This is a genomic window from Acinetobacter sp. SM34 (genome assembly GCF_022012365.1).
Taxonomy (GTDB): domain Bacteria; phylum Pseudomonadota; class Gammaproteobacteria; order Pseudomonadales; family Moraxellaceae; genus Acinetobacter.
The window spans coordinates 34,183-59,804 of record NZ_JAKLTP010000009.1 but is presented as its reverse complement, the minus strand read 5'-3'; the positions used below and the strand labels follow the sequence as shown (position 1 = coordinate 59,804).

26 protein-coding genes are annotated in these 25,622 nt (G+C 37.4%); 11 read left to right on the top strand and 15 right to left on the bottom strand.

What is annotated here, in order from left to right; translation table 11 throughout:
• Position 1: 1 nt before the first annotated feature.
• The 15 genes from galU to tviB form a co-directional block, all read right to left on the bottom strand.
• Positions 2-877: a UTP--glucose-1-phosphate uridylyltransferase GalU gene (gene galU, locus LZZ98_RS09125; protein WP_237787580.1), complete on the bottom strand. Its 876-nt coding sequence runs from the start codon at positions 875-877 to the stop codon at positions 2-4.
• A 26-nt stretch (positions 878-903) separates the two neighbouring features.
• Positions 904-2,778: a polysaccharide biosynthesis protein gene (locus LZZ98_RS09120; RefSeq protein ID WP_237787579.1), complete on the bottom strand. Its 1,875-nt coding sequence runs from the start codon at positions 2,776-2,778 to the stop codon at positions 904-906.
• A 113-nt stretch (positions 2,779-2,891) separates the two neighbouring features.
• The gene (locus LZZ98_RS09115; RefSeq protein WP_237787578.1) at positions 2,892-4,067 is read right to left on the bottom strand and encodes a DegT/DnrJ/EryC1/StrS family aminotransferase; all 1,176 of its coding nucleotides are present in this window, start codon (positions 4,065-4,067) and stop codon (positions 2,892-2,894) included.
• Positions 4,068-4,093: 26 nt separating this feature from the next.
• Complete coding sequence (locus tag LZZ98_RS09110) at positions 4,094-4,747, bottom strand: acetyltransferase (protein ID WP_237787577.1); 654 nt, start codon at positions 4,745-4,747, stop codon at positions 4,094-4,096.
• Positions 4,747-5,355, bottom strand: a complete 609-nt coding sequence (locus LZZ98_RS09105) for a sugar transferase (protein ID WP_237787576.1) — start codon at positions 5,353-5,355, stop codon at positions 4,747-4,749. Before LZZ98_RS09105 ends, LZZ98_RS09110 begins: the two co-directional genes overlap by 1 nt.
• Positions 5,356-6,492, bottom strand: coding sequence for a glycosyltransferase family 4 protein (locus LZZ98_RS09100; protein ID WP_237787575.1), 1,137 nt, complete (start codon positions 6,490-6,492; stop codon positions 5,356-5,358).
• On the bottom strand, positions 6,493-7,185 hold the full coding sequence (locus LZZ98_RS09095) for an O-antigen ligase family protein (protein WP_237787574.1): 693 nt from the start codon (positions 7,183-7,185) through the stop codon (positions 6,493-6,495).
• Positions 7,151-7,666, bottom strand: a complete 516-nt coding sequence (locus tag LZZ98_RS09090; protein WP_237787573.1) for a hypothetical protein — start codon at positions 7,664-7,666, stop codon at positions 7,151-7,153. Before LZZ98_RS09090 ends, LZZ98_RS09095 begins: the two co-directional genes overlap by 35 nt.
• 49 nt (positions 7,667-7,715) lie before the next feature.
• Entirely contained in the window at positions 7,716-8,837 is a 1,122-nt protein-coding gene (locus tag LZZ98_RS09085; RefSeq protein WP_237787572.1) for a glycosyltransferase, read from the bottom strand.
• 20 nt (positions 8,838-8,857) lie between these two features.
• Positions 8,858-10,276: a lipopolysaccharide biosynthesis protein gene (locus LZZ98_RS09080; protein WP_237787571.1), complete on the bottom strand. Its 1,419-nt coding sequence runs from the start codon at positions 10,274-10,276 to the stop codon at positions 8,858-8,860.
• A gap of 8 nt (positions 10,277-10,284) precedes the next feature.
• A complete protein-coding gene (locus LZZ98_RS09075; RefSeq protein ID WP_237787570.1) occupies positions 10,285-11,406 on the bottom strand; it encodes a glycosyltransferase in 1,122 nt (373 codons plus the stop codon).
• Entirely contained in the window at positions 11,406-12,494 is a 1,089-nt protein-coding gene (locus LZZ98_RS09070) for a DegT/DnrJ/EryC1/StrS family aminotransferase (protein WP_237787569.1), read from the bottom strand. Before LZZ98_RS09070 ends, LZZ98_RS09075 begins: the two co-directional genes overlap by 1 nt.
• A complete protein-coding gene (locus LZZ98_RS09065; protein WP_237787568.1) occupies positions 12,487-13,386 on the bottom strand; it encodes a UDP-3-O-(3-hydroxymyristoyl)glucosamine N-acyltransferase in 900 nt (299 codons plus the stop codon). Before LZZ98_RS09065 ends, LZZ98_RS09070 begins: the two co-directional genes overlap by 8 nt.
• Positions 13,386-14,333 carry a Gfo/Idh/MocA family protein gene (locus LZZ98_RS09060; RefSeq protein ID WP_237787567.1) on the bottom strand — a complete coding sequence of 316 codons (948 nt, stop codon included), beginning with the start codon at positions 14,331-14,333 and terminating at the stop codon, positions 13,386-13,388. Before LZZ98_RS09060 ends, LZZ98_RS09065 begins: the two co-directional genes overlap by 1 nt.
• A 42-nt stretch (positions 14,334-14,375) precedes the next feature.
• Positions 14,376-15,674, bottom strand: coding sequence for a Vi polysaccharide biosynthesis UDP-N-acetylglucosamine C-6 dehydrogenase TviB (gene tviB, locus LZZ98_RS09055; RefSeq protein WP_237787566.1), 1,299 nt, complete (start codon positions 15,672-15,674; stop codon positions 14,376-14,378).
• A 299-nt stretch (positions 15,675-15,973) separates the two neighbouring features.
• Here tviB and LZZ98_RS09050 point away from each other — a divergent pair, with 299 nt between their 5' ends.
• The 11 genes from LZZ98_RS09050 to LZZ98_RS09000 all read left to right on the top strand — a co-directional run bounded on the left by LZZ98_RS09050 (position 15,974) and on the right by LZZ98_RS09000 (position 25,614).
• Positions 15,974-17,077 carry a polysaccharide biosynthesis/export family protein gene (locus LZZ98_RS09050; protein WP_237787565.1) on the top strand — a complete coding sequence of 368 codons (1,104 nt, stop codon included), beginning with the start codon at positions 15,974-15,976 and terminating at the stop codon, positions 17,075-17,077.
• A complete protein-coding gene (locus LZZ98_RS09045; RefSeq protein WP_237787564.1) occupies positions 17,077-17,505 on the top strand; it encodes a low molecular weight protein-tyrosine-phosphatase in 429 nt (142 codons plus the stop codon). Before LZZ98_RS09050 ends, LZZ98_RS09045 begins: the two co-directional genes overlap by 1 nt.
• A gap of 18 nt (positions 17,506-17,523) precedes the next feature.
• Positions 17,524-19,722: a polysaccharide biosynthesis tyrosine autokinase gene (locus tag LZZ98_RS09040; RefSeq protein WP_237787563.1), complete on the top strand. Its 2,199-nt coding sequence runs from the start codon at positions 17,524-17,526 to the stop codon at positions 19,720-19,722.
• A 271-nt stretch (positions 19,723-19,993) separates the two neighbouring features.
• Positions 19,994-20,698, top strand: a complete 705-nt coding sequence (locus tag LZZ98_RS09035) for an FKBP-type peptidyl-prolyl cis-trans isomerase (protein WP_086176560.1) — start codon at positions 19,994-19,996, stop codon at positions 20,696-20,698.
• 48 nt (positions 20,699-20,746) lie between these two features.
• The gene (locus LZZ98_RS09030) at positions 20,747-21,448 is read left to right on the top strand and encodes an FKBP-type peptidyl-prolyl cis-trans isomerase (RefSeq protein WP_237787562.1); all 702 of its coding nucleotides are present in this window, start codon (positions 20,747-20,749) and stop codon (positions 21,446-21,448) included.
• Between the two features lie 361 nt (positions 21,449-21,809).
• Entirely contained in the window at positions 21,810-22,550 is a 741-nt protein-coding gene (locus tag LZZ98_RS09025; RefSeq protein WP_237787561.1) for a dienelactone hydrolase family protein, read from the top strand.
• Positions 22,551-22,622: 72 nt separating this feature from the next.
• Positions 22,623-22,985 (top strand): HIT family protein, encoded by a 363-nt coding sequence (locus LZZ98_RS09020; RefSeq protein WP_237787560.1) that lies wholly within the window; start codon positions 22,623-22,625, stop codon positions 22,983-22,985.
• Positions 22,986-23,107: 122 nt separating this feature from the next.
• Positions 23,108-24,142 carry an A/G-specific adenine glycosylase gene (gene mutY / locus LZZ98_RS09015; RefSeq protein ID WP_237787559.1) on the top strand — a complete coding sequence of 345 codons (1,035 nt, stop codon included), beginning with the start codon at positions 23,108-23,110 and terminating at the stop codon, positions 24,140-24,142.
• A 63-nt stretch (positions 24,143-24,205) separates the two neighbouring features.
• Positions 24,206-24,748, top strand: a complete 543-nt coding sequence (locus LZZ98_RS09010) for a M23 family metallopeptidase (protein ID WP_237787645.1) — start codon at positions 24,206-24,208, stop codon at positions 24,746-24,748.
• A 16-nt stretch (positions 24,749-24,764) separates the two neighbouring features.
• Positions 24,765-25,010 (top strand): hypothetical protein, encoded by a 246-nt coding sequence (locus tag LZZ98_RS09005; protein WP_237787558.1) that lies wholly within the window; start codon positions 24,765-24,767, stop codon positions 25,008-25,010.
• 19 nt (positions 25,011-25,029) lie between these two features.
• Positions 25,030-25,614, top strand: a complete 585-nt coding sequence (locus tag LZZ98_RS09000) for a DNA-3-methyladenine glycosylase I (RefSeq protein WP_237787557.1) — start codon at positions 25,030-25,032, stop codon at positions 25,612-25,614.
• The last annotated feature ends 8 nt before the right edge of the window (positions 25,615-25,622 follow it).

Genomic DNA, 25,622 nt, shown 5'->3' with positions numbered 1-25,622 from the left:
TTTATAATTCGAGTTCTTTAATGAAAGCTTTAAATGCATCACCAAGTTTGGGATGCTCCACCCCATAATGCAACACTGCTTTTAAATAGCCCAGCTTGCTACCACAGTCAAAAGTTTGCCCTTTCATTCGATAAACTTCCACAGTATCCGTTTGCTGTAGCATTGCAATCCCATCTGTCAGCTGGATTTCATTACCGGCACCACGTGGTGTCTTTTCTAAAAGCTGCATGATTTGTGCAGGCAACACATAACGCCCCACGACAGATAAATTAGACGGTGCTGTTCCAACTGCTGGCTTTTCTACAATACCTTGCATCACGGTACTTTGACCTTCATCTGGTGTCGCAGCGACATCGACAATGCCGTACTGATCAACCAAATGATCTGGTACGGCTTCCACCATAATCTGTGCCGCCTGGGTTCGATCAAAACGCTGGATCATCTGGGCTAAATCATTCTGTGCCGCATCATCTTTGACCAATACATCGGGTAACAGTACCGCAAAGGCTTCATCCCCGACAACGCTTTTGGCACATAATACTGCATGTCCCAAACCTAATGGCTGCGGCTGGCGCACACTGACCACACTCACATGTGGCGGTAAAATTTCGCTAATTTCTTTGAGCAAATCCCATTTTTGCTTTTGTTGTAACGTCATTTCCAATTCAAAATTACGGTCAAAATAATTTTCAATCGAGGCTTTAGAAGAATGCGTAACCAAAATAATTTGCTCGATCCCCGCGGCTACAGCCTCGCGCACCACGTATTCAATCGCAGGACGATCCACCACAGTGACCATTTCCTTGGGAATGGATTTACTGGCAGGTAAAAAACGCGTACCTAAACCGGCAACGGGTAAAATCGCTTTTTTAATCATAATGTTGACCTAATATTAACCAATCATCAATTGACTTTAATCTCTTTACCACGTTGATAACCATCGACATACTGTTCTAGACGCTGCAAGGCCCAATCAATATCTTCAGGAATCGCCGTTAAAATATTCAGGCGATCAAATACAGGAAGCAGCTCATCCAGTGCATAATGCTTTTCAAAAGACCGGAGAATACGGCTATGCTGGGTAATTTCAGTGTTTTCTTGATCGATCAGCAATTCTTCATAGAGCTTTTCACCTGGACGCAAACCAGAATATTGAATTTCAATATCACCATTTTGAGCACCAGTTTCGCGCACTTTTAAGCCACTTAAGGCAATCATCTGGCGCGCCAAGTCCTGAATACGCACTGGCTCCCCCATATCCAACAAAAATACATCCCCGCCCTGACCTAAGGCCCCGGCCTGAATCACCAGCTGGGAGGCTTCAGGAATGGTCATAAAGTAACGTGTAACATCTGGATGGGTGACGGTAATGGGTCCACCTTTGGCAATTTGCTGCTTAAACAACGGCACCACCGAACCCGACGAACCCAGCACATTACCAAAACGTACAATACTGATTTGAGTCCGGTCTTGTGCTTCTGCCATGGCCTGGCAATACAGCTCTGCCATACGTTTAGAGGCCCCCATGACATTGGTAGGACGTACTGCTTTGTCGGTTGAAATCAGTACAAAGGTTTCCACCCCTTTTTTCACTGCGGCATTTAAGCTAAATGCCGTACCAATGGCATTGTTTTTTAAACCCGCAATCGGGTTACATTCCACCAAAGGCACATGTTTATAGGCAGCAGCATGATAAACGGTTTGAATGCCATATTGCTCAATGATGCGTTCCAGTTTGGCCTGATCCAGCACCGTACCTAGAATAGGAATAATTTCAATATGGGTATTTAAGTTCAATTCTTTATCAATACTATACAGCGCAAACTCTGTCAGCTCATAAATCACCAGTTTTATAGGCTGATTTTTAATAATTTGTCGGCACAATTCTGAACCAATAGAGCCGCCCGCACCCGTCACCATGACCACTTTATTTTTAATATTTTTAGCCAATAATTCCTGAATTGGTGGAACGGGATCACGTCCCAATAAATCAATAATATCGACTTCCTGAATATCAGAAACCCGAATTTCACCATCGACCAGTCTGGTCAGCCCCGGAATTTCGGTAATCTTAAGATGTGCCGGTTCCAAGAATTTGACAATTTCACTTTTACGGATACGACTGACTGAAGGCAAGGCGATTAAAATCTCATCAATTTTTTTCTTGGCCATCACTTTTAATGCAGTTTCAGCATCATAGACTTTCAGTCTGCCCAACTGCTGTCCCGACAGAGAAGGGTCATCGTCGACAAACAAAACCGGCAAATGTTCATTGGAACGATACAGCGCGGCAGCGACTTGTTGTCCGGCATTACCTGCACCATAAATCGCCACACGTTTTTTCTGAATATCAGCCTGTAAATAGGAACGGATAATAAAACGGATAAAGCCGCGACTAAACCAGACCCAGGCAAACATCATGAAACCGAACATCAACGGAATAGACATCGGAATAAATGCATGAGTCAAATAGGCCAAAACATAAAGTCCAACCACAGACAATGAGGTGGCTAAGCCCAGTTTAATCATAAAAACTTCGTTGTAGGTCCGTACAATAAAGCGATAAATACCCAAAATAAACAAGGACGAAACAGCAATGATACTGACCCAGATTGAACCAAAAGGAAGATTGGGAACAACTTCTGCACCCAAATCAAATTTACGGATGGAATAACATAACCAGATGAGTACGGGGAAAATACAAAAGTCTAGAATAACAAGAAATGCTAATTTTACTGATCGTGGTGATTCTACAAATGGATGAATTATGGATTTCACTGGATGCGCCGTCTCATTCTAATGAATTTTTAATGAATCACGATTCTATTCGTAATTTAAATTGATATCCTATGGAGCAATGCACCGAATTCGGTGCATTGCTCTTGCAGAATTTAAACCGCTATTCTACAAATGACCTGTTCAATTGTGGTGACCGTTTTATCAATACTGACATCACTCAATGTCGGATGCACTAAAAACATTAAGCTGGTTTCACCCAATTGCTGGGCGTTGACTAAACGCTGTTTTGGTCGCCATGCTGTATCATCAAAGGCATGTTCCAAATAAACTTCAGAACATGAACCACTAAAACAAGGCACATTTAGAGCATTGATTTCCTGCATAATCCGGTCACGTGACCAGCCTTCAGGCAGTTGCTCAAGATTGACTTGTACATAACACTTATAATTGGCATGGGTATAATCATCATTTGGATAATGCACCTTAAAATAAGGGCTGTCTGCAAATGCGGCCAAAATACGTTTCGCATTATCGGTACGTTTTTGAGTCCATTCGGCCATACGTTGCAACTGAATCCGGCCAATCACAGCCTGCATTTCCATCATGCGCCAGTTGGTGCCGAATGAATCATGTAACCAGCGGAATCCTGGTGGATGCTGTTTGTTATAGATACTGTCAAAATTTTTACCGTGATCTTTATACGACCACATTTTTTTCCACAGGCTCTCATCATTGGTGGTAACCATACCGCCTTCACCGCCAGTGGTCATAATCTTGTCTTGACAGAAAGACCATGCCCCAATATGCCCAATTGAACCTGCCGACTTGCCTTTATACATGGCACCATGTGCCTGCGCACAGTCTTCAATGACATACAGGTCTTTTTCCTGTGCTAGTTGCATAATGGGATCCATATCACACATCCAGCCCGCTAAATGTACACAAATAATGGCTTTGGTATTAGGCGTTAAAACTGCTTCAATGGTGCGACGCGAAATATTCTGTGAGTCCAGTTCAACATCGGCAAAAACTGGATTGGCTCCAGCAGTCACAATCGAACTGGCAGATGCCAAAAAAGTCCGAGAAGTGACAATCACATCATCCCCCGCACCAATATTGAGTGCCTTTAAAGCAACATCCAACGCCACAGTACCGTTGGTTAAGGCAACTGCATAGTGCGTGCCTGCAAACTGGGCAAATTCTTTTTCAAACTCACGACATTCTTGACCCGTCCAATAATTCACTTTATTCGAAAGTAAAACTTTTGAGACAGCATCAGCTTCTTCTTGGGTGAAACTTGGCCATGGTTCAAATGCAGTATTTAACATTATTTTTCCTAAACTAAAGATAAAGCTTAACTTTTCTCTAATATACGCGCAGGGTTACCGATCACGGTGACCCCAGCTGGTATACTTTTTGTAACAACAGCTCCCATACCCACAATAGCCCCCTTACCAATCACCAAAGGTTTATCGGGTGTACCCTGTTTAATCACTGCACCAGTACCAATATAAGCATGATCTTCAATATGGATATTGCCATTACACTTCGCACCAGGTGCAAAAGTCACATAATCACCAATCACACAGTCATGTGCCACATAGCTGTAAATATTGGCGTGGAAAAATTTTCCAATCTTAATATTGGATGTCAAACAGGTAAAAGGACATAGTAAACTACCTTCACCAATTTCAACTTCATCTAAAATTATGGTATTACTCGCCTGAATATCTAAATGTTGAACATGATCTTCTGTTAGGCGCTTTACCAGTTTTTCACGAATTTGACTATTTGCTATGGCAATTGTAACTGCCTTATGCTTGCTGGGCTTAGAGAGAAATTCTGTATAGCCTAAAACAGCATAACCATTTAAAATAATACCTGTCTGACCATCATCAATAAATACAAAATGATCTTTATTTAATGTGGGAAACTGTTGGCGAACCAAAGGCATAACTTCTTTGCCAAAACCACTCGCACCATAAACACCAATATATAAAACTGTCATTATTTTTCATCCTTGTTTTGCGTTCCAGTAAAACGTGTCATTGTTGCCTCTCCTTCAGCGCTGATATCATCTTTGGCTAATACTTTATGTACCGTTTTTAGCATGATTTTAAAATCGAGCCAAACGGACTGATTTTCGACATACCAAGTGTCGAGCTTAAATTTTTCTTCCCAGCTAATAGCATTACGTCCATTGACTTGTGCATAACCGGTCATGCCAGGACGAACATCATGTCGTTTAGCCTGCTCTGCATTATATAAAGGCAAATATTCCATCAATAATGGACGTGGCCCAACAATACTCATGTCCCCTTTAATTACATTCCAAAGTTCTGGCATTTCATCCAGACTGCTAGAACGCAACATTTTACCAAAAGACGTTAAACGTTCACTATCAGGTAAAATATATCCTTGTATATCAATAGCATCTTTCATTGTACGGAACTTTATCATCTCAAATGGTTTACCATTCAGCCCAGGACGCACTTGTCGAAATAAAATAGGCGAGCCTAAATTTTTTTTTACCTTATAAGCAACATATAAATACAGTGGAGAGAGTAAAATAAAGGCTATTGAAGCGATAATAATATCAATTAAACGTTTTAACATTTATAAACCCAAAATATTCATTAATCGTTGGTTGACTTTTTCTGCATCAAATTTTTCTTGAGCTATTTTATAACTTTCATAACCCATCTTTTCAATCTGATCAGGATGTTGAATAAAATACATCATCTTTTCAGCTAATACTTCATGAGCCCATCTTGGAACAAGAAAGCCATTTACACCGTCTATAACAGTTTCACGACACCCTGGAACATCAGTTGTTATAATTGGCCGACCTATAGCCATTGCTTCTTGAGTACTACGAGGCACCCCTTCACGATAAGAAGGCAAAACAAAAACATGATTATTGGCAATCCAGTCTTTTACATTATTAACATGCCCAGGGTAATTTATAATATTAGAAGCAATTAACTCCTCTAATTCAGATTGTTTTAATGCTCCTAAATTATACTGATCAATAGCACCTAAAACAGTAAACTGCGTTTCAGGATATTTTCTCTTAACTAATTTAGCAGCCTGAACAAATTCATGAATTCCTTTTTCTTTCAACAAGCGTCCAATAAATAAAAATTGGATAGGCCTCTCAATTTTTATTACTGGTTGATATGGGTAATGTTTCAAATTTAGACCAATCCCACCTAAAATATCTACTTTTTTTACTTTTATAGAATATTTTTCTAGTAAGTCTTTTGGATCATCTGGATTTAAAAAAATAAGCTTATTTAATTGTGGTAAAGCTATTTTATAAAGTAAAATTTGAACTCTTTTTATCAGTTGTGTTTTTTTGCTTAAACCTTCGGGTTGTTCGGTAAAAGTATAACCTAAACCTTCAAGCATCCCTATAACTTGAGGAACTTTAGCGATTTTCGCAGCAATTGTTCCAAAAATAACAGGCTTACTAAAATATAAAAATACTAAGTCTGGTTTAATTTTTTGGATTTTTGTTGAAAGCTGATAAGTTGCAATAATGTCTGCACATGGGTTTAATCCACCTCGATTTAAATCGTAAGTTACAGGTATAGCACCGAGCTGCTCAATTTTTTTTAAATCTTCTGATGTATACTCTGAAGTAAAAGCATAAACCTGATGTCCATGTTTTAAAATTGTATTGATTAAATCTGCACGAAAACCGTAAAAACTTGAAGCCACAGTACCAATAATAACAATCTTCTTCATCATTTAAAACCTCAAAAGTCCAGGTTTTTTTGAATCACTATAAAAATTTGGATTATATATTAATCCCAACATGAGCCAAAATAAAGCTATAATGAACGTATTAAAGGCTACCAAAGTAAAACTTGAGAAAACCACAAATATAATACATCCAATAATTTCTTTATTTTTATAATAACCTGTTAAAATCAATGAAAAAAATAAAATAATCAATGATATCAATAAAACAAACCCACCTTGTGCGTAAAAATAAATAAATTGACTATCGGGTGAATGTGTAAGAACTAATTGAGGTGGTACAAGTGTACCCATAGGATACTTTTCTAAGTCTTTTACAATATTTATCCATGCATCAAATCTACCTTCTAGATTTGTAGATTGACTATAATCACCTTTAAAAACACTTTCGATTTCCAGTAATCTTTCTTGATAGTATTCATTTGAAAAAACATTAAAAAAATATGATAACCCTAAAAATCCCAACACAATATATAGTATAGATTTTAAATACTGTTTAACACTTATTTTCTTAAATTTTAATAAATAAACAAACCCAAGCCCCAAAAAAATACCAATTATACTTGTTCGTGAGATAGACAATAAAACACAGATTAAACTTAAAATTATATATATATCATTTTTTACAGTTTTATCAAGATGGCGTTTAAACAAAAATAAAAAAAGACTTACCCCCCCCATAAAGACCTAAAGCATTCGGATTAACAAATATTCCAGTAGCTCGAGCACCAATTTCCTCAACACCCATCATTACTTGCTTATTCCTCATATAATCAGCTATGTAGGAAAATATGCCAAAAAAATCAATGCCAAAAGAAAAATTTAAAAATTGAGACACACTAAAAAAAGTACAAAAAATTAATATAATTTTTAATGGTATAAATATAATATCAACCTTAATTAAATAACCAAAGTATATAAAAGTAATTGGAATTATAACATATATATAATTCTGAGCTAAATTTGATAAATCACCACTTACAAAAACTCCAATAACACTAAGAATTAGCATCAAAAAAAACCAAATATAAACTATAAAAAATCTTTTAATAAAAATAACTTTGGGATATTTTAAAAATATACTCAGTAATGAAAAGACACTTAAAAACATATACCATGGCACAACAGTACTACCAATTTTAAAAAATAAAATCTCAGACATTAAACAAAGGATCATACTGAGTAGATAATTAATTTCAAAAAATGAAAGTTTATTGATCTGCATTAGATATACTACTTAAATGATTATGTAAATTAGAAAGAATATTCTTTTTATCAATATAAGTAATGGCTTCATCTCTAATATATTCTTTAGAATACTGACTCATTTCTTGAGAAAAATTTAAAATATTATTAATTTTAGCCTCACCTGAGTAATAAAATTTAAAATCTTTTGGAAAAATATCAGTATGACCTGAATAAACTGGCAAACCATAATTAAAATACTCTCTTACTTTTAAAGTACTTCCTTCCTTGACACCCTTTCGATAAAGACCAAAAGAAGCCAAAGCAACATCACAATTTTCTGCTATTTTTTTAATATAATCAATATTTTGTAAACCATGAAGAATAATACGATTATCATTATCGGCAATTAACTTATCTTGTTTGTAGACAAGATTACCTATAAGATGTAAATTAAAATCAGATGTACTTTTTTTAATATCCTCTAATAATAAATCCAACCCATGCCAATCCACAAATTCACTTGCAACAAATAAAATATTTACTTTATTATCATTTTTTTTATTATCAAATATCTTTCCCTCTTTAACCAAAATCCCATTTGGGTAAACATAACATTTTTTGTTTTTTTTAAATGCTCTTAATTTTTCATGATCTACTATTTCTTTTGTAACACCCACAATACCATCATTTAAAGTAATAGAAATTTTACCCATTATTTTTTCAAGGAATACCCTAATATGTCCAATAATGCTTTTATCCGTCTGTAATTCATAAATTTCAATAGTATGATGAACAGTAAAAACTTTATTTTTTCTCAAAACCAAAAATATCAATAAAAATAGATCATGAACACTATAACGAGTTAATATAGCATCATATTTTTCAGACACTCTCCAAATCCAAAAATAATATTCAATTTTTAAACCAATCCATCCGAATAGTTTCATAAACTTATTATTAAAACATCGATTACTAAAATATTTTGATTCTTTTATGATTGGACTTTTACAATTATATCCACTAGGTAAAAAGTATATAACATCCCAATCTAACATCAGATCTTGAGAGGCTATTTTCTCTTCCATCATTTGTTTTAAAATACCTGGAGATGGTCTAGTAAGGCATGCAGAATGTAAGAACTTCATAGAATTTCCTTTAATAAAATTTATTTCTTTATAACATAAAATTTTATTAAAGAAAGTAGCTGAATCAAATATGTTTTAAAAAATAATAAGCCCAGCAATAAAAAGCTTAACCAAATTATATAATAATAGATAGAAGTACTTTGGAAATAGCATTGGGCTATTGTCGCAACCAATAACATCATACTTAATATAAAATACTTTATTGAAGGTAAATGTTTCCAAACCATATTAGAAAAAGATGTTTTTAAAACAAAAAACAACCAGAATGATATTGACGTTGAAATTGCAGCTCCTGATGAACCGAGCTTTGGCACAAGAATTATACATAATACAATATTATTTATAACAGCTAAAAGTGAGGCATATAGTGAAAATCTTATCTTTCTAGTTAATACTATACCAATACTTGTAACTTCTGATAGAGTGTAAAATAAAGGACCCAAAATACAGGCCATTATTATAAATTTAATTTTAATATAATCAGTGGGTAAAAAATAAGGAATTACCCAAGAAAATAATGCAACAAAAACAATAATAAAGTATATACAGGCAAACAGCATACTTGATATTTCTACTATTTTTTTCAATTCTACTCTATTTTCACTCTCCCATTTAAGTAATGTTGGTGCCCAAATAGTATTAAAAATACTGGCAAGTATTGTTACACCTGTAGCAAGTGTCATTGCAACAGAATAAACACCTAACTCTATATAGTTAGAGTAGTATCGTAAAGAAATCCTATCAATAAAATTCAACCCTAAAACTGCAAATCCTCCAAAAAATAATGGCATTCCATAATGTAATAAACTTTTTATTTTTTCTATATCAAGTTTTTCATTTATACAAGGTATCCAACTATTTCTGGTATTCCAACCATAAATAATTGCACCTATGAACAATGCAAAACAATTTATACTCAACAATAAATCAGCATTTTTATCTATACTAGATATCGCTACCAATAAAACAAAAACCAAAACAAGTATCTTTGGTAATAATTGACTCATTGAGAAAGCTAATGCTTTATTTTGCAATCTTAAAATTAAAGAAAAATATCGAATTAGCAAAGCAGAAATAAAGCAAATTAAGATTATTAAAGAAAGATATAAACTAGAAATATCAAACAATATCTTGGATAAAATTCTAATATCAATAGAAATTACCAAAAAAGTAAAAATAAGAAAAATAAGAAAAGTCGGATAAATTGCATTTTTTAATAAAAATGGTTTATTTTTTTCACCATAGTATTCTCTAACATATGATTGATCTAAACCTAATCCAAATAATAAGACAGCAAGACTTATGAATACTTGTAACATTGAGATACGACCTACATCTTCAACATTAAATACCCAAGTAATAATCGGAAGGCTAATTAATCCTAATAATCCAGAACCTATTGGACCTATAGCATAATTCAAAACTTGCCTAATATTCATAACAGTTTCTACAAAGAATTACTGAACAAAATATGATTCCAGATGACAATATTATTGCTCCAACTTGATTCATTTCTTATATATTTCTTAATAACTGTAGTGTTTTCTAAAGAATTTTTAGCATTACTCTCTATTAAGTCAATAAGTGCCTTACCTACATCTTCCTTCATATCAATTAGAACCATTTTAGGTTTAAATTGAGTTATTGTCTCATAAGGCAGCCAAGCACCAGTAAGAACCCACCCACCCGCATATAACGTTTCTTGCATTGATCCACTAAATTGATCTGTAGGCTGAATATTGATCAAAATATCAGTATTAAGTCTTAGTTTTGCAACTTCCTGAAAATTATAAAATTTATCTAATACAGTATATTGAATATTATTGTGTTTTTTTAAAATATCAACAATCAATTTCTTGCTTTCTTTATTCCCATACCCTAATGGAAATACCAAATGAATTTTCTTTAATATATTTGGATTAAAGTTAATAACTTGATTAATTACTAATAACTGTTGATGCGCAAGATGTGCATTATAACCCACCATGATTTTAACTCTGTCTACCGGCAAACCAAAATCACTACAAATTTGAGTATAATTCTCTCTTTGCAATTTATCAATTTCATCTAGTACTGGCAGGCCAAATCTAGCAACATTTAATTTGGCATTAATAGATTTTCTCTTCTCTAAAAAGATATCCCTTGTCTTTGGGTTAGTAAAAACAATATTATCCACATTTTTGTAAATAATATTCTGTAAAAATATTTTAATTCTTGAAGTAACTCTATAAAAGTCACTCCCCCATACTACAGCTACAATTTTTTTAGTTTTTTTCTTTAACTTAAATATATGGGGGGCTAAAAAAAAATAGATAAAATGAATGACTATAACATCATAGTTATTATCCATTTGGTCAATTATATCCCTTCTAAATTCAATAAAATTCTTAAGAGCAGAAAAATTAACACCTAGTTTCATTTGAAAGTTTTTTTCAAATCTCACTGCTAGATTATTATGTTCTTTACCAAATGAAATTAAATCTACGACTACTCCTTTTTTATAATATTGGTTAATAAAATCTTTTACAAATATTGAATCCCCATCCCCTATTACAAGCATTTTTTTCATTACTTTATCCCACTTAATACTGTAACTATCTTTTCTTGCTCTTCCAAAATTAAATAAGGATGCATCGGCAAACTCATTACACGTTCAGCCACAGCGTCCCCTACTGGCAAAATCGCATTTGCATCTGCCACAGCGGGCTGCTTATTTAACGGAATAGGGTAATGTACCGCAGTTGGGATTCCTTTAGCCTTGAGTCTCTCTTGAACTTCATTACGCTTATCTACCTGGATGGTATATTGCGCCCAAGCACTTTGATTGTGTTGTTCAATAAAAGGCGTAGTAGAAATACCAGATTCATTAAACAATTTGGTATAAATTTCTGCGACACGCTGACGTGCCTTCATTTCATCATCCAAAATTTCAAGTTTTGGAAGTAAAATAGCAGCTTGCAATGTATCTAAGCGACTGTTTACCCCGACACGAATATGGTGATAGCGACGATCTTGCCCATGACGTGCAATCTGACGAATCACTTTAGCAAGTTCTTCATCATTAGTAAAAATAGCCCCACCATCTCCATAGCAACCTAAAGGCTTACTTGGGAAAAAGCTGGTACAGGCAACAGTACTTAAATTACAGCTTTTACGACCTTTATATGTTGCACCAAAACTTTGCGCAGCGTCCTCAATCACAGGAATACCATACTTTGCAGCAATCGCATTGATAGCATCAAAATCTGCACACTGTCCATATAAACTTACAGGAATAATAGCTTTAGTACGTGAAGTAATCGCAGCTTCTAATTTTTCCACATCTAAATTATAGGTCTTTGGATTAACATCTACATAAACAGGTATCGCACCCAATACAGCTACTGTTTCTGCCGTTGCAATATAAGTGAAACCTGGGGTAATTACCTCATCTCCAGGTCCGATACCAAATGCCATTTGCGCAATCTGTAAGGCATCTGTTCCATTGGCACAAGTAATACAATATTTTGCACCTACATAGGTAGCCAATTTTTCTTCTAACTCTACTACTTCAGGTCCTAAAATATACTGGCCATGAGCCAATACACGCTGAATACCTGCATCAATTTTAGCCTTAATACGTGACTGTTGTACTTTTAAATCAATAAATTCAATCATTGCTAAGAGACCTTTTGAAGTTCTTTAAAAACTTTTGATGTGGTATAGCAAAGTTACCCGTCACTGTTTCACCCTGTTTCACCCCACGAGTAACAACTGAACCCAAGGTAATAAAACAATTATCTTCCAATACAATACGATTCGTAATTACTGCAGAAGGGCCAATCCATACATTATTACCAATATTTACATTTCCACCGATCATTGCGTGAGCAACAATCAAACACTCTTTACCACACTGTACCCCATGAGCATAATGAATAAAGGCATCCAATTTGGTACTTTCACCAATTATTGTTGGTCTATATGAAAAACCTTTTGCCACATGACTATTCGCACCAATCTCAACATTATCATGAATAACAACTTTACCATTATGCGCTACAGATAAAATTCCGTGAGATGTCTTTTTATGTTCAAATCCATCAGTACCAACTACACTACCAGCACGAATAATTACATTATCACCAATAATTACATCAGAAAGAATGGTTACATTTGGATCAATTTTACAGTTCTTACCAATTTTAACTCCCACAGGGCTAATATATGCTTGAGGGCTTATTTCACTACTAGAATCTATAACTGTTGATTGTCTTTCCTGATTCTTGGCCAAATAATCAACAATAGAAAAAAAGAACCATTTTGGCTCATCAACTATTATTAAATCAATATCTGCTCGGATTAAACCACTTAAAGCTATTTCCTGAGTACAAAAAATACCTTTGATGCTGTTATTATTATTTAATTGAGATACATATTTCTGATCTTCAATAAATGATAATAAGTTGTTTTCTGAGACAGTGACTAACAATCCCACATCATCGTAATCAAATATATTTCGGAAAAACTGTTGAGTCGCTTGAAAAACTAAATCATTTGTAATTTTCATCAGTTTTTCACTTTTTTCAACAATGGATGCGGATTTGCTGGATTTTCAACTAAAGGTGCAACACGAATCACTTCAACTGTTTCAATTGCAGCGCGGTTTTCTTCGACTCCGTAACCTTTACCATCTAAAATACGTTGGTAGCTTTGAGTATGCAGGTCAGTAAAGCCACCTGAAAATTCAAGTTCTTCATTTTCAATGGTAATACTACGATAAGTGAGCTTCTCACCTTGTACGGCATTTTCAGGTAAATTATTGGCATCAATAGACAAGAACCAGCGCACACGGGCACGCTCATACTCTAAATAGCCTGATGCCGTTTTTTCATCACGAAAATGCACTTCATTTTTTACAATTTTGCCAAAAATAAAATGCAGCATGTCATAAAAATGCACACCAATATTTGTTGCAACACCACCCGATTTATTATCTACCCCTTTCCATGATTTCAAGTACCACTTACCACGGGAAGTTAAATACGTCAGATCTACGTCAAAAACTTTACCCTCTGGTGCTGCTTGAACTTTGTCTCGTAAGGCAATAATTGAAGGGTGTAAACGTAACTGTAAAATTGAGTTTACTTTTGCGCCATATTGTTTTTCATATTCAGATAATAAATTTAAATCATCAGAATTTAAAACTAAAGGCTTTTCACAAATCACATCGATGCCATTTTTTAATGCATATTTCATATGCGGCGCATGTAAATAGTTTGGTGAGCAAATCGCCACATAATCCAGCTTTTCACCTTTTAATTTCTGATCTTCTACATAAGCAGCAAATTCTTCAAACTCGGTAAAAAACTCTGCTTCTGGAAAATGACTATCCATAATGCCGACAGAATCATTAACATCCATCGCAACAGCCAGAGTATTACCGGTTTCTTTAATTGCTTTTAAATGGCGAGGTGCAATGTATCCAGCTGCACCAATCAGGGCAAATTTTTTCATATTTTTCACTTCAATATAACTTAATAACTTAGGACTTAATATTTAAAGACGGAATACAGTAAAGCCCTGTACTGCCATGTCATCACGATTGAATAAACTTTTCACATCTGTCAATACTGGTTTTTCATTCTTCACATAACTGCGTAACTGCTCAGGACTGAGCGTGCGAAACTCATGATGCCCTACCGCAACGACCAAACTATCAACGGGATGATCTGCATCAACTTGAGTGAGCTCAATGCCATACTCATGCTTTACTTCTTGTGGATCAGCCCAAGGGTCACAAACAGCGACTTTTATGCCCCATTGAGCAAATTCTTTAATGACATCAATAATTTTACTGTTACGAATATCTGGACAATTTTCTTTAAAAGTAATCCCTAAAATACCCACTGTAGCCTTGGTGACATCGATATTATTTTTAACCATTCTTTTAATGGTTGCGCGGGCAACATAACGTGCCATATTGTCATTAATACGACGTCCAGCCAAAATTACTTGTGGGTTATAACCGACTTCTTCAGCTTTATGGGTTAAATAGTACGGATCTACACCAATACAATGTCCACCAACCAAGCCCGGACGAAATGGCAAAAAGTTCCATTTACTACCCGCCGCTTCCAATACATCTAAAGTATCAATACCTAAACGAGCAAAAATAACCGACAATTCGTTCACTAAAGCAATATTTAAATCACGCTGGGTATTTTCAATCACTTTAGCTGCTTCAGCAACTTTAATACTGGAAGCTTTATGTGTTCCTGCGGTAATAATGCTGGCATAAACCTGATCTACAATATTGGCAATTTCCGGGGTACTACCACTAGTGATTTTTTTAATTTTAGTCAGAGTGTTTATTTTATCCCCTGGATTAATACGCTCTGGGCTATAACCAGCAAAAAAGTCTTGGTTAAATTTAAGACCCGATACTTTTTCCAATACAGGTATACACACTTCCTCAGTTGCACCGGGATAAACAGTTGACTCGTAAACCACAATGTCGCCTTTGGTAAGCACTTTTCCGAGTGTTTCGCTAGCTTTTCTTAACGGGGTTAAATCAGGTCGATTCACATCATCAACAGGTGTCGGAACTGTCACAATAAAGAAGTTACAACTTTTTAAATCTTCTAAATTGGCTGAATAAGTTAGATAAGTCGAGTGTGCTAATTCTTCTGATGAGACTTCTAAAGTATGGTCTTGCCCCGCTTGTAATTCTTCAATCCGTTTTTGGTGAATATCAAAACCCACTACTGGTATTTTTTTTCCAAATTCAACCGCTAAAGGTAAGCCGACATATCCTAGGCCAATCACGGCAATCTTGAGTTCTGACAGAGTTAGCATTTTTGAGCCTTGCTTATTTATATAATCTAAGAGGTAAATAAAAACAACTAGAACTATAGCAGAAAATCAAGTCTTTTCTGTTGCCAATTTATATAAAAATCAATAAAAAATAGATTTAATTTTCTTTAAAATAAAGTAGCGTTTATTCTGTTTAAGTTAGTTTGATGTTTTAGATATTCAACACCTATCACATAAGTATTAGCAATAAATAGATTACAATTTGTCATATTTTTTTTGTGATGAGAAAGGTAGAATAGATTAAATTCAAGTTTTTAATAATTTTTACAATAGGGTTTAGAGTGAGAAAAATTCAATACACTGCTTTATTGGTTTTAAGTTGCTCCGTAGCAGGCTGTGCAATCACTTCTGGTTTACAAACTTATGACTTACCAAATGAAGGAGTTTACCAAACGGATTTAGGCACTCAGGTGAATGTCATTAAACTCACTCAAGAATCTTTATTTGCCGTACAACCTGCAGAAATCAACCTGCGTCAAGATTATGCACATTTATTTAATAATTCCGCTAAAAGTTATAAATTGAGTCCAGGAGACATCCTTTCCATTTATTTATGGGCTTATCCCGATATTACACCGCCAACCACAACTATTAGTAATGAACAATCGGTACAAGCCAACGGTTATCAGGTTAATCAAAATGGCTATATTCAATTTCCCATGATTGGCCGTTACAAGGCAGCAGGAAAGTCATTAACCCAAATCAACCAGGAGTTACGCAGTCAATTAGCGCGTTATTTAAAAACACCGGACGTGATTGTGCGGGTATTGTCTTATCAAGGACAACGCTTTTCTGTACAAGGCAATGTGATGAAAGGCGGACAATTTGCATTGAGTGATCAACCGATTAGTGTATATACCGCTTTAGGCATGGCCGGGGGGGTGAACTCTCAACAGGGTGACAATACCTCTATTACCCTAGTCAGACAAGGTCATACTTATCAACTGAATAGCATTGAACTGGAAAAAGCAGGACTGTCTTTACACAACCTGCTGATACAACCAAATGATACCTTGTATGTCAATTCACGTGAAAACCAGAAAATTTATGTCATGGGAGAGTCAGGCAAAAACCAGTCCCTACCGATGCGTGATCAAGGCATGAGTCTCAGTGATGTGTTGGGGGAAAGTTTAGGTTTAAATCCGCTATCTGCCAGTCGAAGTAAAATTTATGTGGTTCGTAGCAATGCGGTTGACAGCTCCACTGAAGTTTATCAACTGGATTTAAGCAGTATTGCCGATTTTGGTTTGGCCAATAAGTTCAAAATGCGCAGTAATGACATTGTCTATGTCGATGCCTCCGGTCTAGCACGTTGGCAACGTGTCGTGAACCAAATGATCCCATTCTCTAGTGTTCTGTATCAACTGGATAACTTGGGGAAATAATGCAGATACAAAATATTTTGGTAGTCTGTGTGGGCAATATCTGTCGTAGTCCGATGGCTGAATATTTGTTAAAACAGCAGTATCCGCAGCTTTATATTGAGTCTGCCGGTATTTCCGGTTTAACCGGTCATCCAGCAGATCAAAAGGCCAGTCTTTGTATGCAACGTTTAGGAATTGACATGAGTCCTCATGTTGCGAAAAAACTGAATAGTGACTTGATTAAAAAAGCCGATTTGATTTTGGTCATGAGTCAAAATCAACAAAAGCATGTAGAGCAGACCTGGCCTTTTGCGAAAGGAAAAACTTTCCGATTAGGGCATTGGCAAAGCAGAAATGTTCCCGACCCTTTCCAGCATGAGCAATGGGTCTTTGATGAAACCTGCCAGCTCATACAAGAGTGTATTTGCGACTGGACACAACATATTTAACTTTTTGATAGCAAGATTATGAGCCAAAATACCGATACTGAAGATACAATTGATTTAAAAGAGCTATTTTTCTCGCTGATTGCTCAATGGAAGCTGATTGCCCTGTGTGTCATTTTAAGTCTGGTGTGTGCCTTACTGTATTTAAGAGTTACACCGGATACCTACTCAGTTGATGCACTGGTGCAAGTAGAGGAAAGTAAGGGAACTTCTGCTGCGTTATTGGGTGATTTATCCAATATGATTGAGCAGAAGCAACCCGCTCAAGCTGAAATAGAACTGCTAAAATCCCGTTTGGTACTGGGTTCGGTCATTAAAAACCTAAACCTCGACTTAAAAATTTCAGGCACAGAAAACAGTTTTTTTGATCGTTTATTACATCCGCATGATTATCAAACCCAATATCAGGCTAAATCGGTACTATTTAAAGATGATGCCAAATCCTTCGAGATGCGTCAGTTTGATATTCCAGCTGCATATTTAGATAAAAATTTGCTGCTTAATTTTGAGAATAATACATTTAGCCTGACAGATCCTGCCACCAAGCAGGTAGTTTTGAGCGCCCCGATCAATCAGAATAATCAACATCATTCCGAATATGGCACTTGGAAAGTGGCCATTTACACCCAAAGCCAACTGGCAGACCGTTACAACATTCAAAAAATGTCTTTGCCAGCCACAATAAATTCGATTACCAGCAACTATTCTGTGGCAGAAAAAGGCAAACTGACCGGTATTTTAGGCCTCAATTATCAAGGTCAGGATAAACAACATATTACCCAAGTGCTCAATTCGATCCTGATCGCCTATAGCCAACAAAATATTGAACGCCGCTCTGCTGAAACAGCTCAAACGCTGAAGTTCTTAGATGAACAACTCCCTGATTTAAAAAAACAGCTTGATGTGGCCGAACGCGAATTTAACAAATTCCGCCAACAATATAATACGGTGGATGTAACCAAAGAATCGGAATTGTATTTGACGCAAAGCATTCAGCTTGAAACCTCCAAAGCTGAACTGGAGCAGAAGCTGGCAGAAGCTGCTGCTAAATACACCAACGAACATCCAGTGATGCAGCAAATGACTGCCCAACGAGAAGCCATCAATAAAAAAATTGCTGAGTTAGATGGTACTTTAAAGCAGCTACCAGATTTGCAACGTCGCTATTTACAATTATATCGTGAAGTTGAAGTCAAACAGCAACTTTATACGGCCTTGCTAAATTCTTACCAACAACTGCGGATTGCCAAAGCAGGTGAAATTGGCAATGTTCGTGTAGTGGATACTGCAATTGAACCGATTAAACCTATTGCACCGAAGAAATTACAGATTCTGATTTTATCCATCTTTCTGGGCGGTTTTCTTGGAACCTTACTGGCCCTACTATGCAACATGATGCGTTCAGGAATCAAGGATTCCAGTCAGATTGAAAATGAACTGGATTTACCTGTTTATGCCACCGTTCCTCGCTCACCGGTTCAAGAAAGCCGGATTAAGCTGCTGAAAAAGAAAAAACATATTCCTATTTTAGCCATTAAAAATGGTGATGATATTGCCATTGAAAGCTTACGCAGCATGCGTACTGCCATTCACTTTGCATTAAGTAAGGCTAAAAATAATATCATCATGATTTCTGGCCCTGCTCCAGAAGTGGGTAAGTCATTTATTTCGACCAACTTAGCGACAATTTTGGCACAAAGTAATAAGCGGGTATTAATTATTGATGGCGATATGCGTCGTGGTTATTTACATAAGTATTTCAACCATGACAACCAATCCGGTTTGGCTGAATATTTAAATAGTCAACAAACACTTGAAAGTATTGTTAAATCTACTGACGTTCCCCACCTGGATGTAATTACTCGTGGCAAAAGTCCTGTGAATCCTTCAGAGCTTTTAAGTTCAGCAAAATTCTCGGAACTTTTAGAACAAATTTCACCCCGCTATGATCACGTTATTATCGATACCCCACCTGTACTGGCAGTAACAGACGGTATTATCATTTCACAATATGCGGGTGTAAATTTAGTCATCGCACGATATGCAAAATCACAGATGAAAGAACTTGAATTAACCATTAACCGATTTGAACAAGTGGGTGTCAAGGTCAATGGCTTTATTCTGAATGATATTCAACGTGGCTCGGGCGCTTATGGCTATGGCTATGGCTATGGCTATAACTATACTTATGGTTATAAGGCCTCGAAAGATAATGATTAAATCTTTTTTATCGATATCGTTTAAAGCGGTGTAGGCTAAAAGCCAGTGGAAATCACTGGCTTTTGCTTTTGAGGCTTATTTTTATGGAAATAAAAAACAGATATTTTATTGTATGAGAAATGTTTTATATATTCAGACTGTTATAGAATAGTGAAGTTGATAAGAATATATTGGATTTCTGTACAACACGATTCGCTCGAAACGTGCTGGATAGAAAAGTCTGCTAAAATTAATGCAACTTTTTTAATATAAAATGATTTTGGGAAAACCTATGAGTAAAGCCTTACCCATCGCTGTCGCTGTTATTTTAGGCGGTGCTGCACTTGTACCTGTTTATTATGCAACTCAAAACCCGGCTACTGCGACATCAAAAGCATCAAAAAATGCCTCTGCTGTTGAAAAAATCAGTTATGCACTTGGTTATGAAGTCGCACATCAAACACCACCTGAATTAGATATTAATAGCTTTGTTACAGGTGTACGTGAAGGTCATGCTCGTAATAAACCGGCTTATACAGAACAAGAACTTCAACAAGCCTATCAGCAGTTCCAAAAAGAAATGCAACAGAAACAGCTTGATCAAGCAAAAACAGCTCAATCATCAAGTGACAATTTCTTGGCTGAAAACAAGAATAAACCAGGTGTAATCACCACGGCTTCAGGTTTACAGTACAAAATCATCAAGGAAGGTACAGGTAAGCAGCCGACTGCAACTTCTGTTGTTACCGTGCATTATAAAGGCCAACTGGTCGATGGCAAGGTATTTGACAGTTCGATTGAACGTGGTCAACCTATTGAATTCCCCCTCAATCAGGTGATTCCAGGTTGGACTGAAGGCTTGCAACTGATGAAGGAAGGCGGTAAAGCCACCCTTTATATTCCTTCACAATTAGGCTATGGTGAACAGGGCGTTCCTGGCATGATTCCTGCCAATAGCACCCTTATTTTTGATGTTGAGCTGATTAAAGTAAAATAAAAAATGAAGGAGAGCTTTTGCTCTCCTTATTTATCTTGAGATAAGAAAATGAAAACACCTATAACACTACTTTGTTTATGCATGTGCACCACGGTAAGTTTTGCAAAACCGGTGACCAATACCAGCAGTTTAAAGGAACAAGTTGGTTACAGCTTTGGTTATTTAATGGGACGTAGCAATGCTGAATCGTTTAAAGATTTAGATCTGGAGGCTTTCATCCTTGGTTTAAAGACAGCCACTGAAGGCGGTAAATCTGCCCTGACCGATGAGGAAATGGCTCGTGTTCTGAATCAACAGAAAAAACAAAGTGAAGCCAAACAACTGATTGAATTAAAACAAAAGGCCGAGGAAAATGCCAAGACTGGAGCTGAATTTTTAGCTGCCAATGCCAAAAAAGAAGGCGTTCAGACCACCAAATCGGGTTTGCAATATCAGATTTTAAAACAGGGTAATGGCAAATCACCAAAGGCCAATTCCATGGTGAAAGTCAATTATGAAGGCCGATTGATTGATGGAACGGTATTTGACAGTTCAATTGCCCGAAATCAGCCAGCGGAGTTTCAGCTGAGCCAAGTTATTCAGGGCTGGACTGAAGGTCTACAGCTCATGAAAGAAGGTGCCAAATATCGCTTTTTCATTCCAGCGCAACTGGGTTACGGTCAAATTGGTTCTGGGGATGTGATTGAACCGAATAGCACCTTAATTTTTGATGTTGAACTGCTTGAGGTATTACCTAAATCCAGCAAATAATGGATTAGTCCCTTTTCACTAGAAAATAGCGAGTGAGTCAATCTCAGTCTCCCCCAACAGTCATGGCTGCTCGCTTTTTATCAGGAATCATATTCCTCATCCCCCATCATGCGCTTACCCATTAAAGAAGCCATTATTGCTAAATTTTGCCTCTCAATTAGCTATCTCTCCATCCCTCTTAGATAAAATTAAAAACTATATTTATTCAATATTTAGATTAATTATGTAGCGAATTAAAAGCATGTTTCAATTTATGCATAATAGTATGCCGTCAAAATTGACCGATCTTGTACAATCATTAAAGAAATTCATTTCTATATTTTAATCAATACGTTTTTTATTCATTACAAGGATTGAATCAATGACTTTCAGCATTAAAACCCGCGAAATTCAGTACACCGCGCCAGACGGAACACATTTGATCGGATACTTTGCCGCACCTGAATCGGAAAAACCGCTCGCGGGCATTATTGTTGCGCCAGAATGGTGGGGACGAAATGATTACACCGAACAACGTGTGCACGAGCTGGCCGAACACGGCTATGCGGCTCTTGCCATTGATATGTACGGAGATAAAAAAGTCACCACGGCTGTGCCTCAGGCCAGTGAATGGATGATGCAAACCTTTGAAGATCCTGAAACAATTGTGACTCGTGCGTCCTCAGGTTTAGCCACATTAGCTGCGCAAGAAGAAGTAAATGCAGATAAACTCGCAGCTGTAGGCTTTTGTTATGGTGGTAAGGTGGTACTTGATCTGGCACGTTCCGGAGCAAATCTACAGGCTGTAGCGACCTTTCATGGCAACTTGACCCCGAAAGCCCCGGCACAACCCGGACAGGTGAAGGCAGAAATTTTAGTTCTTCACGGAGAACTGGACAGCATGGTCAGTCTGGAAGATGTAGCGCGCTTTAAAGACGAAATGCATGCTGCTCAAGTTGAGCATAAAGTCATTATCTTTGAAGGTGCTAAACATGGCTTTAGCAACCCGCTTGCAGACGAGCGTGCCAAAGCCAATGGAGTTGACCTGGGTTATAACGCGGCAGCTGAACAGCAAGGTTTATCTGCCATGTACCAATTATTTAAAAAGCAACTTGGTGAATAACGATGAAGGTGAAAATGGCTCTGCTATTTTTACCCATCCAGTGACATGGATCATTTAAGAGAGGATAGAACAATGACTGAAAATAATTGCCCATATTGTAACTTTGATGAATATGACATCATTGATAAAAATGATTTCGGTGTAATTTTACCCGAGCCAAATGCTTTATCTAAAGGTCACTCGGTTATTGTTCCTCTGCGCCATATCAGCTCTTTTTTTGATATTACAGATAAAGAACGTAAAAGTTTGATGTCCCTGCTTGAGCTTGCCCGTAATGAATTAAAGTTACGTTACCATCCTTCAGGTTTCCATATTGGCTTTAATGATGGTGCGGTGTTTGGTCAGGCGGATGAACATCTGCACATCCATATTATTCCACGCTATGAAGGCCAAACCCTGAAACTGGATGAGCGTTGGGGCATGCTTAGCGAATAAAAATGGATTGGGCTTTATCAATCAAAAAATGATGCTTCGGCATCATTTTTTTGCTTCTAGCACCACCGCAGTCCCAGACAATTTTCGTTATACTATTCATCTATTCCCAATCTACGGTTCACATGTCACAGTTTTCTTTTGCCGATGCCCTGCTTTCCTGGTTTGATATTCATGGTCGTCATGATTTGCCCTGGCAAGTGGTAGACGATCCTTATAAGGTCTGGGTCTCTGAAATCATGTTACAGCAAACCCAAGTTAAGACCGTGCTGCAATATTTTGAGCGTTTTATTGAGCGCTTTCCCACAGTTGAAGATTTAGGACAGGCCAGTTGGGATGATGTGGCACCGTATTGGGCCGGTCTGGGGTATTATGCCCGCGCTCGTAATTTGCATAAAGCTGCGGGAATAGTGGCTCGTCAAGGTCATTTTCCCTCAACACGTGAGGAATGGATGGAACTTCCCGGTATTGGCCCATCCACTGCAGGGGCATTGATGTCACTGGGTTTGCGTCAGTACGGCGTGATTATGGATGGCAATGTCAAACGAGTATTGGCGCGTTTCTTTGCCATTGAGGATGATCTGTCCAAGCCTGTGCATGAACGTGCCATGTGGCAGCTGGCAGAACAGCTTTGCCCGGTTGAGCGTAATCATGACTATACCCAGGCGATTATGGATCTGGGTGCGACTATCTGTACGCCGAAAAAACCGTTGTGTTTATATTGCCCGATGCAACAGCACTGCAAAGCACATCAGCAGGGGCTAGAAACCGAACTGCCATTTAAAAAGGCCAAAAAACCTGTTCCGGTAAAATCAGCACAAGTTTTGCTGATTCAGTCGCATGGTCAATGGTTATGGCAACAACGCCCCAATAGTGGACTATGGGGCGGCTTATGGTGCCTGCCCATTATTGAAGATGCTGCCGAATTTGAGCAGCTGTGCCAATCTTTAGGCTTAAAAAAACTACTGCATCGCGCTGCAATCAGCCATAGCTTTACCCATTTTACCTGGCAACTGGAAGCCCTGTGTTTTGAGCTGGATGCTGATCAGCAAGAATATCTTGCAATCGAGCTGAATGGCACATGGTTAACGCCACAAAAGGCAACAGCCATGGGCCTGCCCACTGCAATGAAAAAATTGATCTCTGCTGTAAATTTATGACATAGTCAGGCATAAGACTTTAAAAGAATTTTCATAGTAATAAGCATGAAAAAAGGATGCCGCGTGCTACGTTTTATTTCGACCTTATTTTTGGGTTTGAGCATTTTATGGATTGCAGCATGTACCTCGACGCCGAAAAAGCCTTCCACTACCCCACTTCCTCCAGCTCAGGTGCAAAAGCTGAAGAGTATGCAACTGAAATCATCCTTGCCTATTCCTGTACAAAATATCAAGGCCAAACAGTTAAAAGATACCTGGGGCGCTTCCCGAAGTAGTGGCCGCACCCATGAAGGCATTGACATTATGGCTCCACGTGGAACAAAAGTGTTTAGTGCCACAGAAGGCCTCATTGCCGACTTACGCAATAACAATTTGGGTGGTAAAGTGGTTTGGATTTTGGGACCGGGTGGAAGCTGGCATTATTATGCGCATCTTGATGATCATAAGCGCAATTTAAATGTTGGTGATTATGTGAAAAAGGGCGATCTCATCGGCTATGTCGGCAATACCGGCAATGCACGCCATACTGCCCCGCATTTGCATTACGGCATTTATCTTGAGGGTAAAGGTCGTGGTGTGGTCAATCCCTATCCGTATTTACGTTAATTTTTAGGAACTATTCATGTCAGAAGCGTTGATCAACCGTTTGGTCGAATTTGCTGAATCAGGCAACCAGCAAAAATTTGTTTTGGCGGGACAAACCTACCAGGGCTGGGTGATGGAAATTACCGAAGAAGCGCTTTTGATCAGTACCGGTTTTGCCGAAAAAACCGGTAAGGACATGTGGATACAATTCACCGATTTACCGCAAGCCGAACTGTATTACTGGGATAATCAGCAAGATCAATGGACCGAATTTACTCTATAAGTAGCTGAGGAGCATCACAATGTCGATTCAACGCTGTGGCTGGTGCTCAAATGATCCTGCCTATATGGCCTACCATGATCATGAGTGGGGCCAAGCCAGTCATGATGAAGCGCATTTATTTGAAATGCTGTGTCTGGAAGGCCAGCAAGCAGGTTTATCCTGGATTACCGTGCTGAGAAAACGCGATAGCTATCGGCAGCATTTCTTTCAATATCCCATTGCCGAGATTGCCCAGTTCAGTGATGCAGAACTTGAAGACAAACTGCAGGATGCCGGCTTGATCCGGCATATCGGCAAGCTCAAAGCGATTCGAGACAATGCCATTGCCTGGCAACATTTAATACAACAATTAAAACAACAACACAGCAATGTCAGCGACTGGTTATGGAGTTTCGTCAATCAGCAGGCTGTAGTCAATGATGTTCCTGATTATCGTCAGGCACCGGCCCAAACCGATATTAGCCTTGCACTATCCAAAGCCTTAAAAAAGAAAGGCTTTAAATTTGTTGGACCCACCACTTGTTATGCCTTTATGCAGGCTGTGGGTATGGTCAATGACCATGAAAATCACTGCGCGTTTAAAACAAGTTCATCATTAAAATGATCATGAAA

What these genes read in the sequence shown, in the direction of transcription:
- LZZ98_RS09115 (WP_237787578.1), bottom strand. Translation starts at nt 4,067, where the DNA reads ATGTTAAATACTGCATTTGAACCATGGCCAAGTTTCACCCAAGAAGAA.
- LZZ98_RS09105 (WP_237787576.1), bottom strand. Translation starts at nt 5,355, where the DNA reads ATGTTAAAACGTTTAATTGATATTATTATCGCTTCAATAGCCTTTATT.
- LZZ98_RS09005 (WP_237787558.1), top strand. Translation starts at nt 24,765, where the DNA reads ATGTCAGAAGCGTTGATCAACCGTTTGGTCGAATTTGCTGAATCAGGC.
- LZZ98_RS09060 (WP_237787567.1), bottom strand. Translation starts at nt 14,333, where the DNA reads ATGAAAAAATTTGCCCTGATTGGTGCAGCTGGATACATTGCACCTCGC.
- LZZ98_RS09095 (WP_237787574.1), bottom strand. Translation starts at nt 7,185, where the DNA reads ATGGGGGGGGTAAGTCTTTTTTTATTTTTGTTTAAACGCCATCTTGAT.
- LZZ98_RS09000 (WP_237787557.1), top strand. Translation starts at nt 25,030, where the DNA reads ATGTCGATTCAACGCTGTGGCTGGTGCTCAAATGATCCTGCCTATATG.
- LZZ98_RS09020 (WP_237787560.1), top strand. Translation starts at nt 22,623, where the DNA reads ATGACTGAAAATAATTGCCCATATTGTAACTTTGATGAATATGACATC.
- LZZ98_RS09025 (WP_237787561.1), top strand. Translation starts at nt 21,810, where the DNA reads ATGACTTTCAGCATTAAAACCCGCGAAATTCAGTACACCGCGCCAGAC.
- LZZ98_RS09040 (WP_237787563.1), top strand. Translation starts at nt 17,524, where the DNA reads ATGAGCCAAAATACCGATACTGAAGATACAATTGATTTAAAAGAGCTA.
- LZZ98_RS09085 (WP_237787572.1), bottom strand. Translation starts at nt 8,837, where the DNA reads ATGAAGTTCTTACATTCTGCATGCCTTACTAGACCATCTCCAGGTATT.
- LZZ98_RS09070 (WP_237787569.1), bottom strand. Translation starts at nt 12,494, where the DNA reads ATGATTGAATTTATTGATTTAAAAGTACAACAGTCACGTATTAAGGCT.
- tviB (WP_237787566.1), bottom strand. Translation starts at nt 15,674, where the DNA reads ATGCTAACTCTGTCAGAACTCAAGATTGCCGTGATTGGCCTAGGATAT.
- LZZ98_RS09065 (WP_237787568.1), bottom strand. Translation starts at nt 13,386, where the DNA reads ATGAAAATTACAAATGATTTAGTTTTTCAAGCGACTCAACAGTTTTTC.
- LZZ98_RS09045 (WP_237787564.1), top strand. Translation starts at nt 17,077, where the DNA reads ATGCAGATACAAAATATTTTGGTAGTCTGTGTGGGCAATATCTGTCGT.
- mutY (WP_237787559.1), top strand. Translation starts at nt 23,108, where the DNA reads ATGTCACAGTTTTCTTTTGCCGATGCCCTGCTTTCCTGGTTTGATATT.
- LZZ98_RS09075 (WP_237787570.1), bottom strand. Translation starts at nt 11,406, where the DNA reads ATGAAAAAAATGCTTGTAATAGGGGATGGGGATTCAATATTTGTAAAA.
- galU (WP_237787580.1), bottom strand. Translation starts at nt 877, where the DNA reads ATGATTAAAAAAGCGATTTTACCCGTTGCCGGTTTAGGTACGCGTTTT.
- LZZ98_RS09110 (WP_237787577.1), bottom strand. Translation starts at nt 4,747, where the DNA reads ATGACAGTTTTATATATTGGTGTTTATGGTGCGAGTGGTTTTGGCAAA.
- LZZ98_RS09100 (WP_237787575.1), bottom strand. Translation starts at nt 6,492, where the DNA reads ATGATGAAGAAGATTGTTATTATTGGTACTGTGGCTTCAAGTTTTTAC.
- LZZ98_RS09080 (WP_237787571.1), bottom strand. Translation starts at nt 10,276, where the DNA reads ATGAATATTAGGCAAGTTTTGAATTATGCTATAGGTCCAATAGGTTCT.
- LZZ98_RS09090 (WP_237787573.1), bottom strand. Translation starts at nt 7,666, where the DNA reads ATGTCTGAGATTTTATTTTTTAAAATTGGTAGTACTGTTGTGCCATGG.
- LZZ98_RS09035 (WP_086176560.1), top strand. Translation starts at nt 19,994, where the DNA reads ATGAGTAAAGCCTTACCCATCGCTGTCGCTGTTATTTTAGGCGGTGCT.
- LZZ98_RS09030 (WP_237787562.1), top strand. Translation starts at nt 20,747, where the DNA reads ATGAAAACACCTATAACACTACTTTGTTTATGCATGTGCACCACGGTA.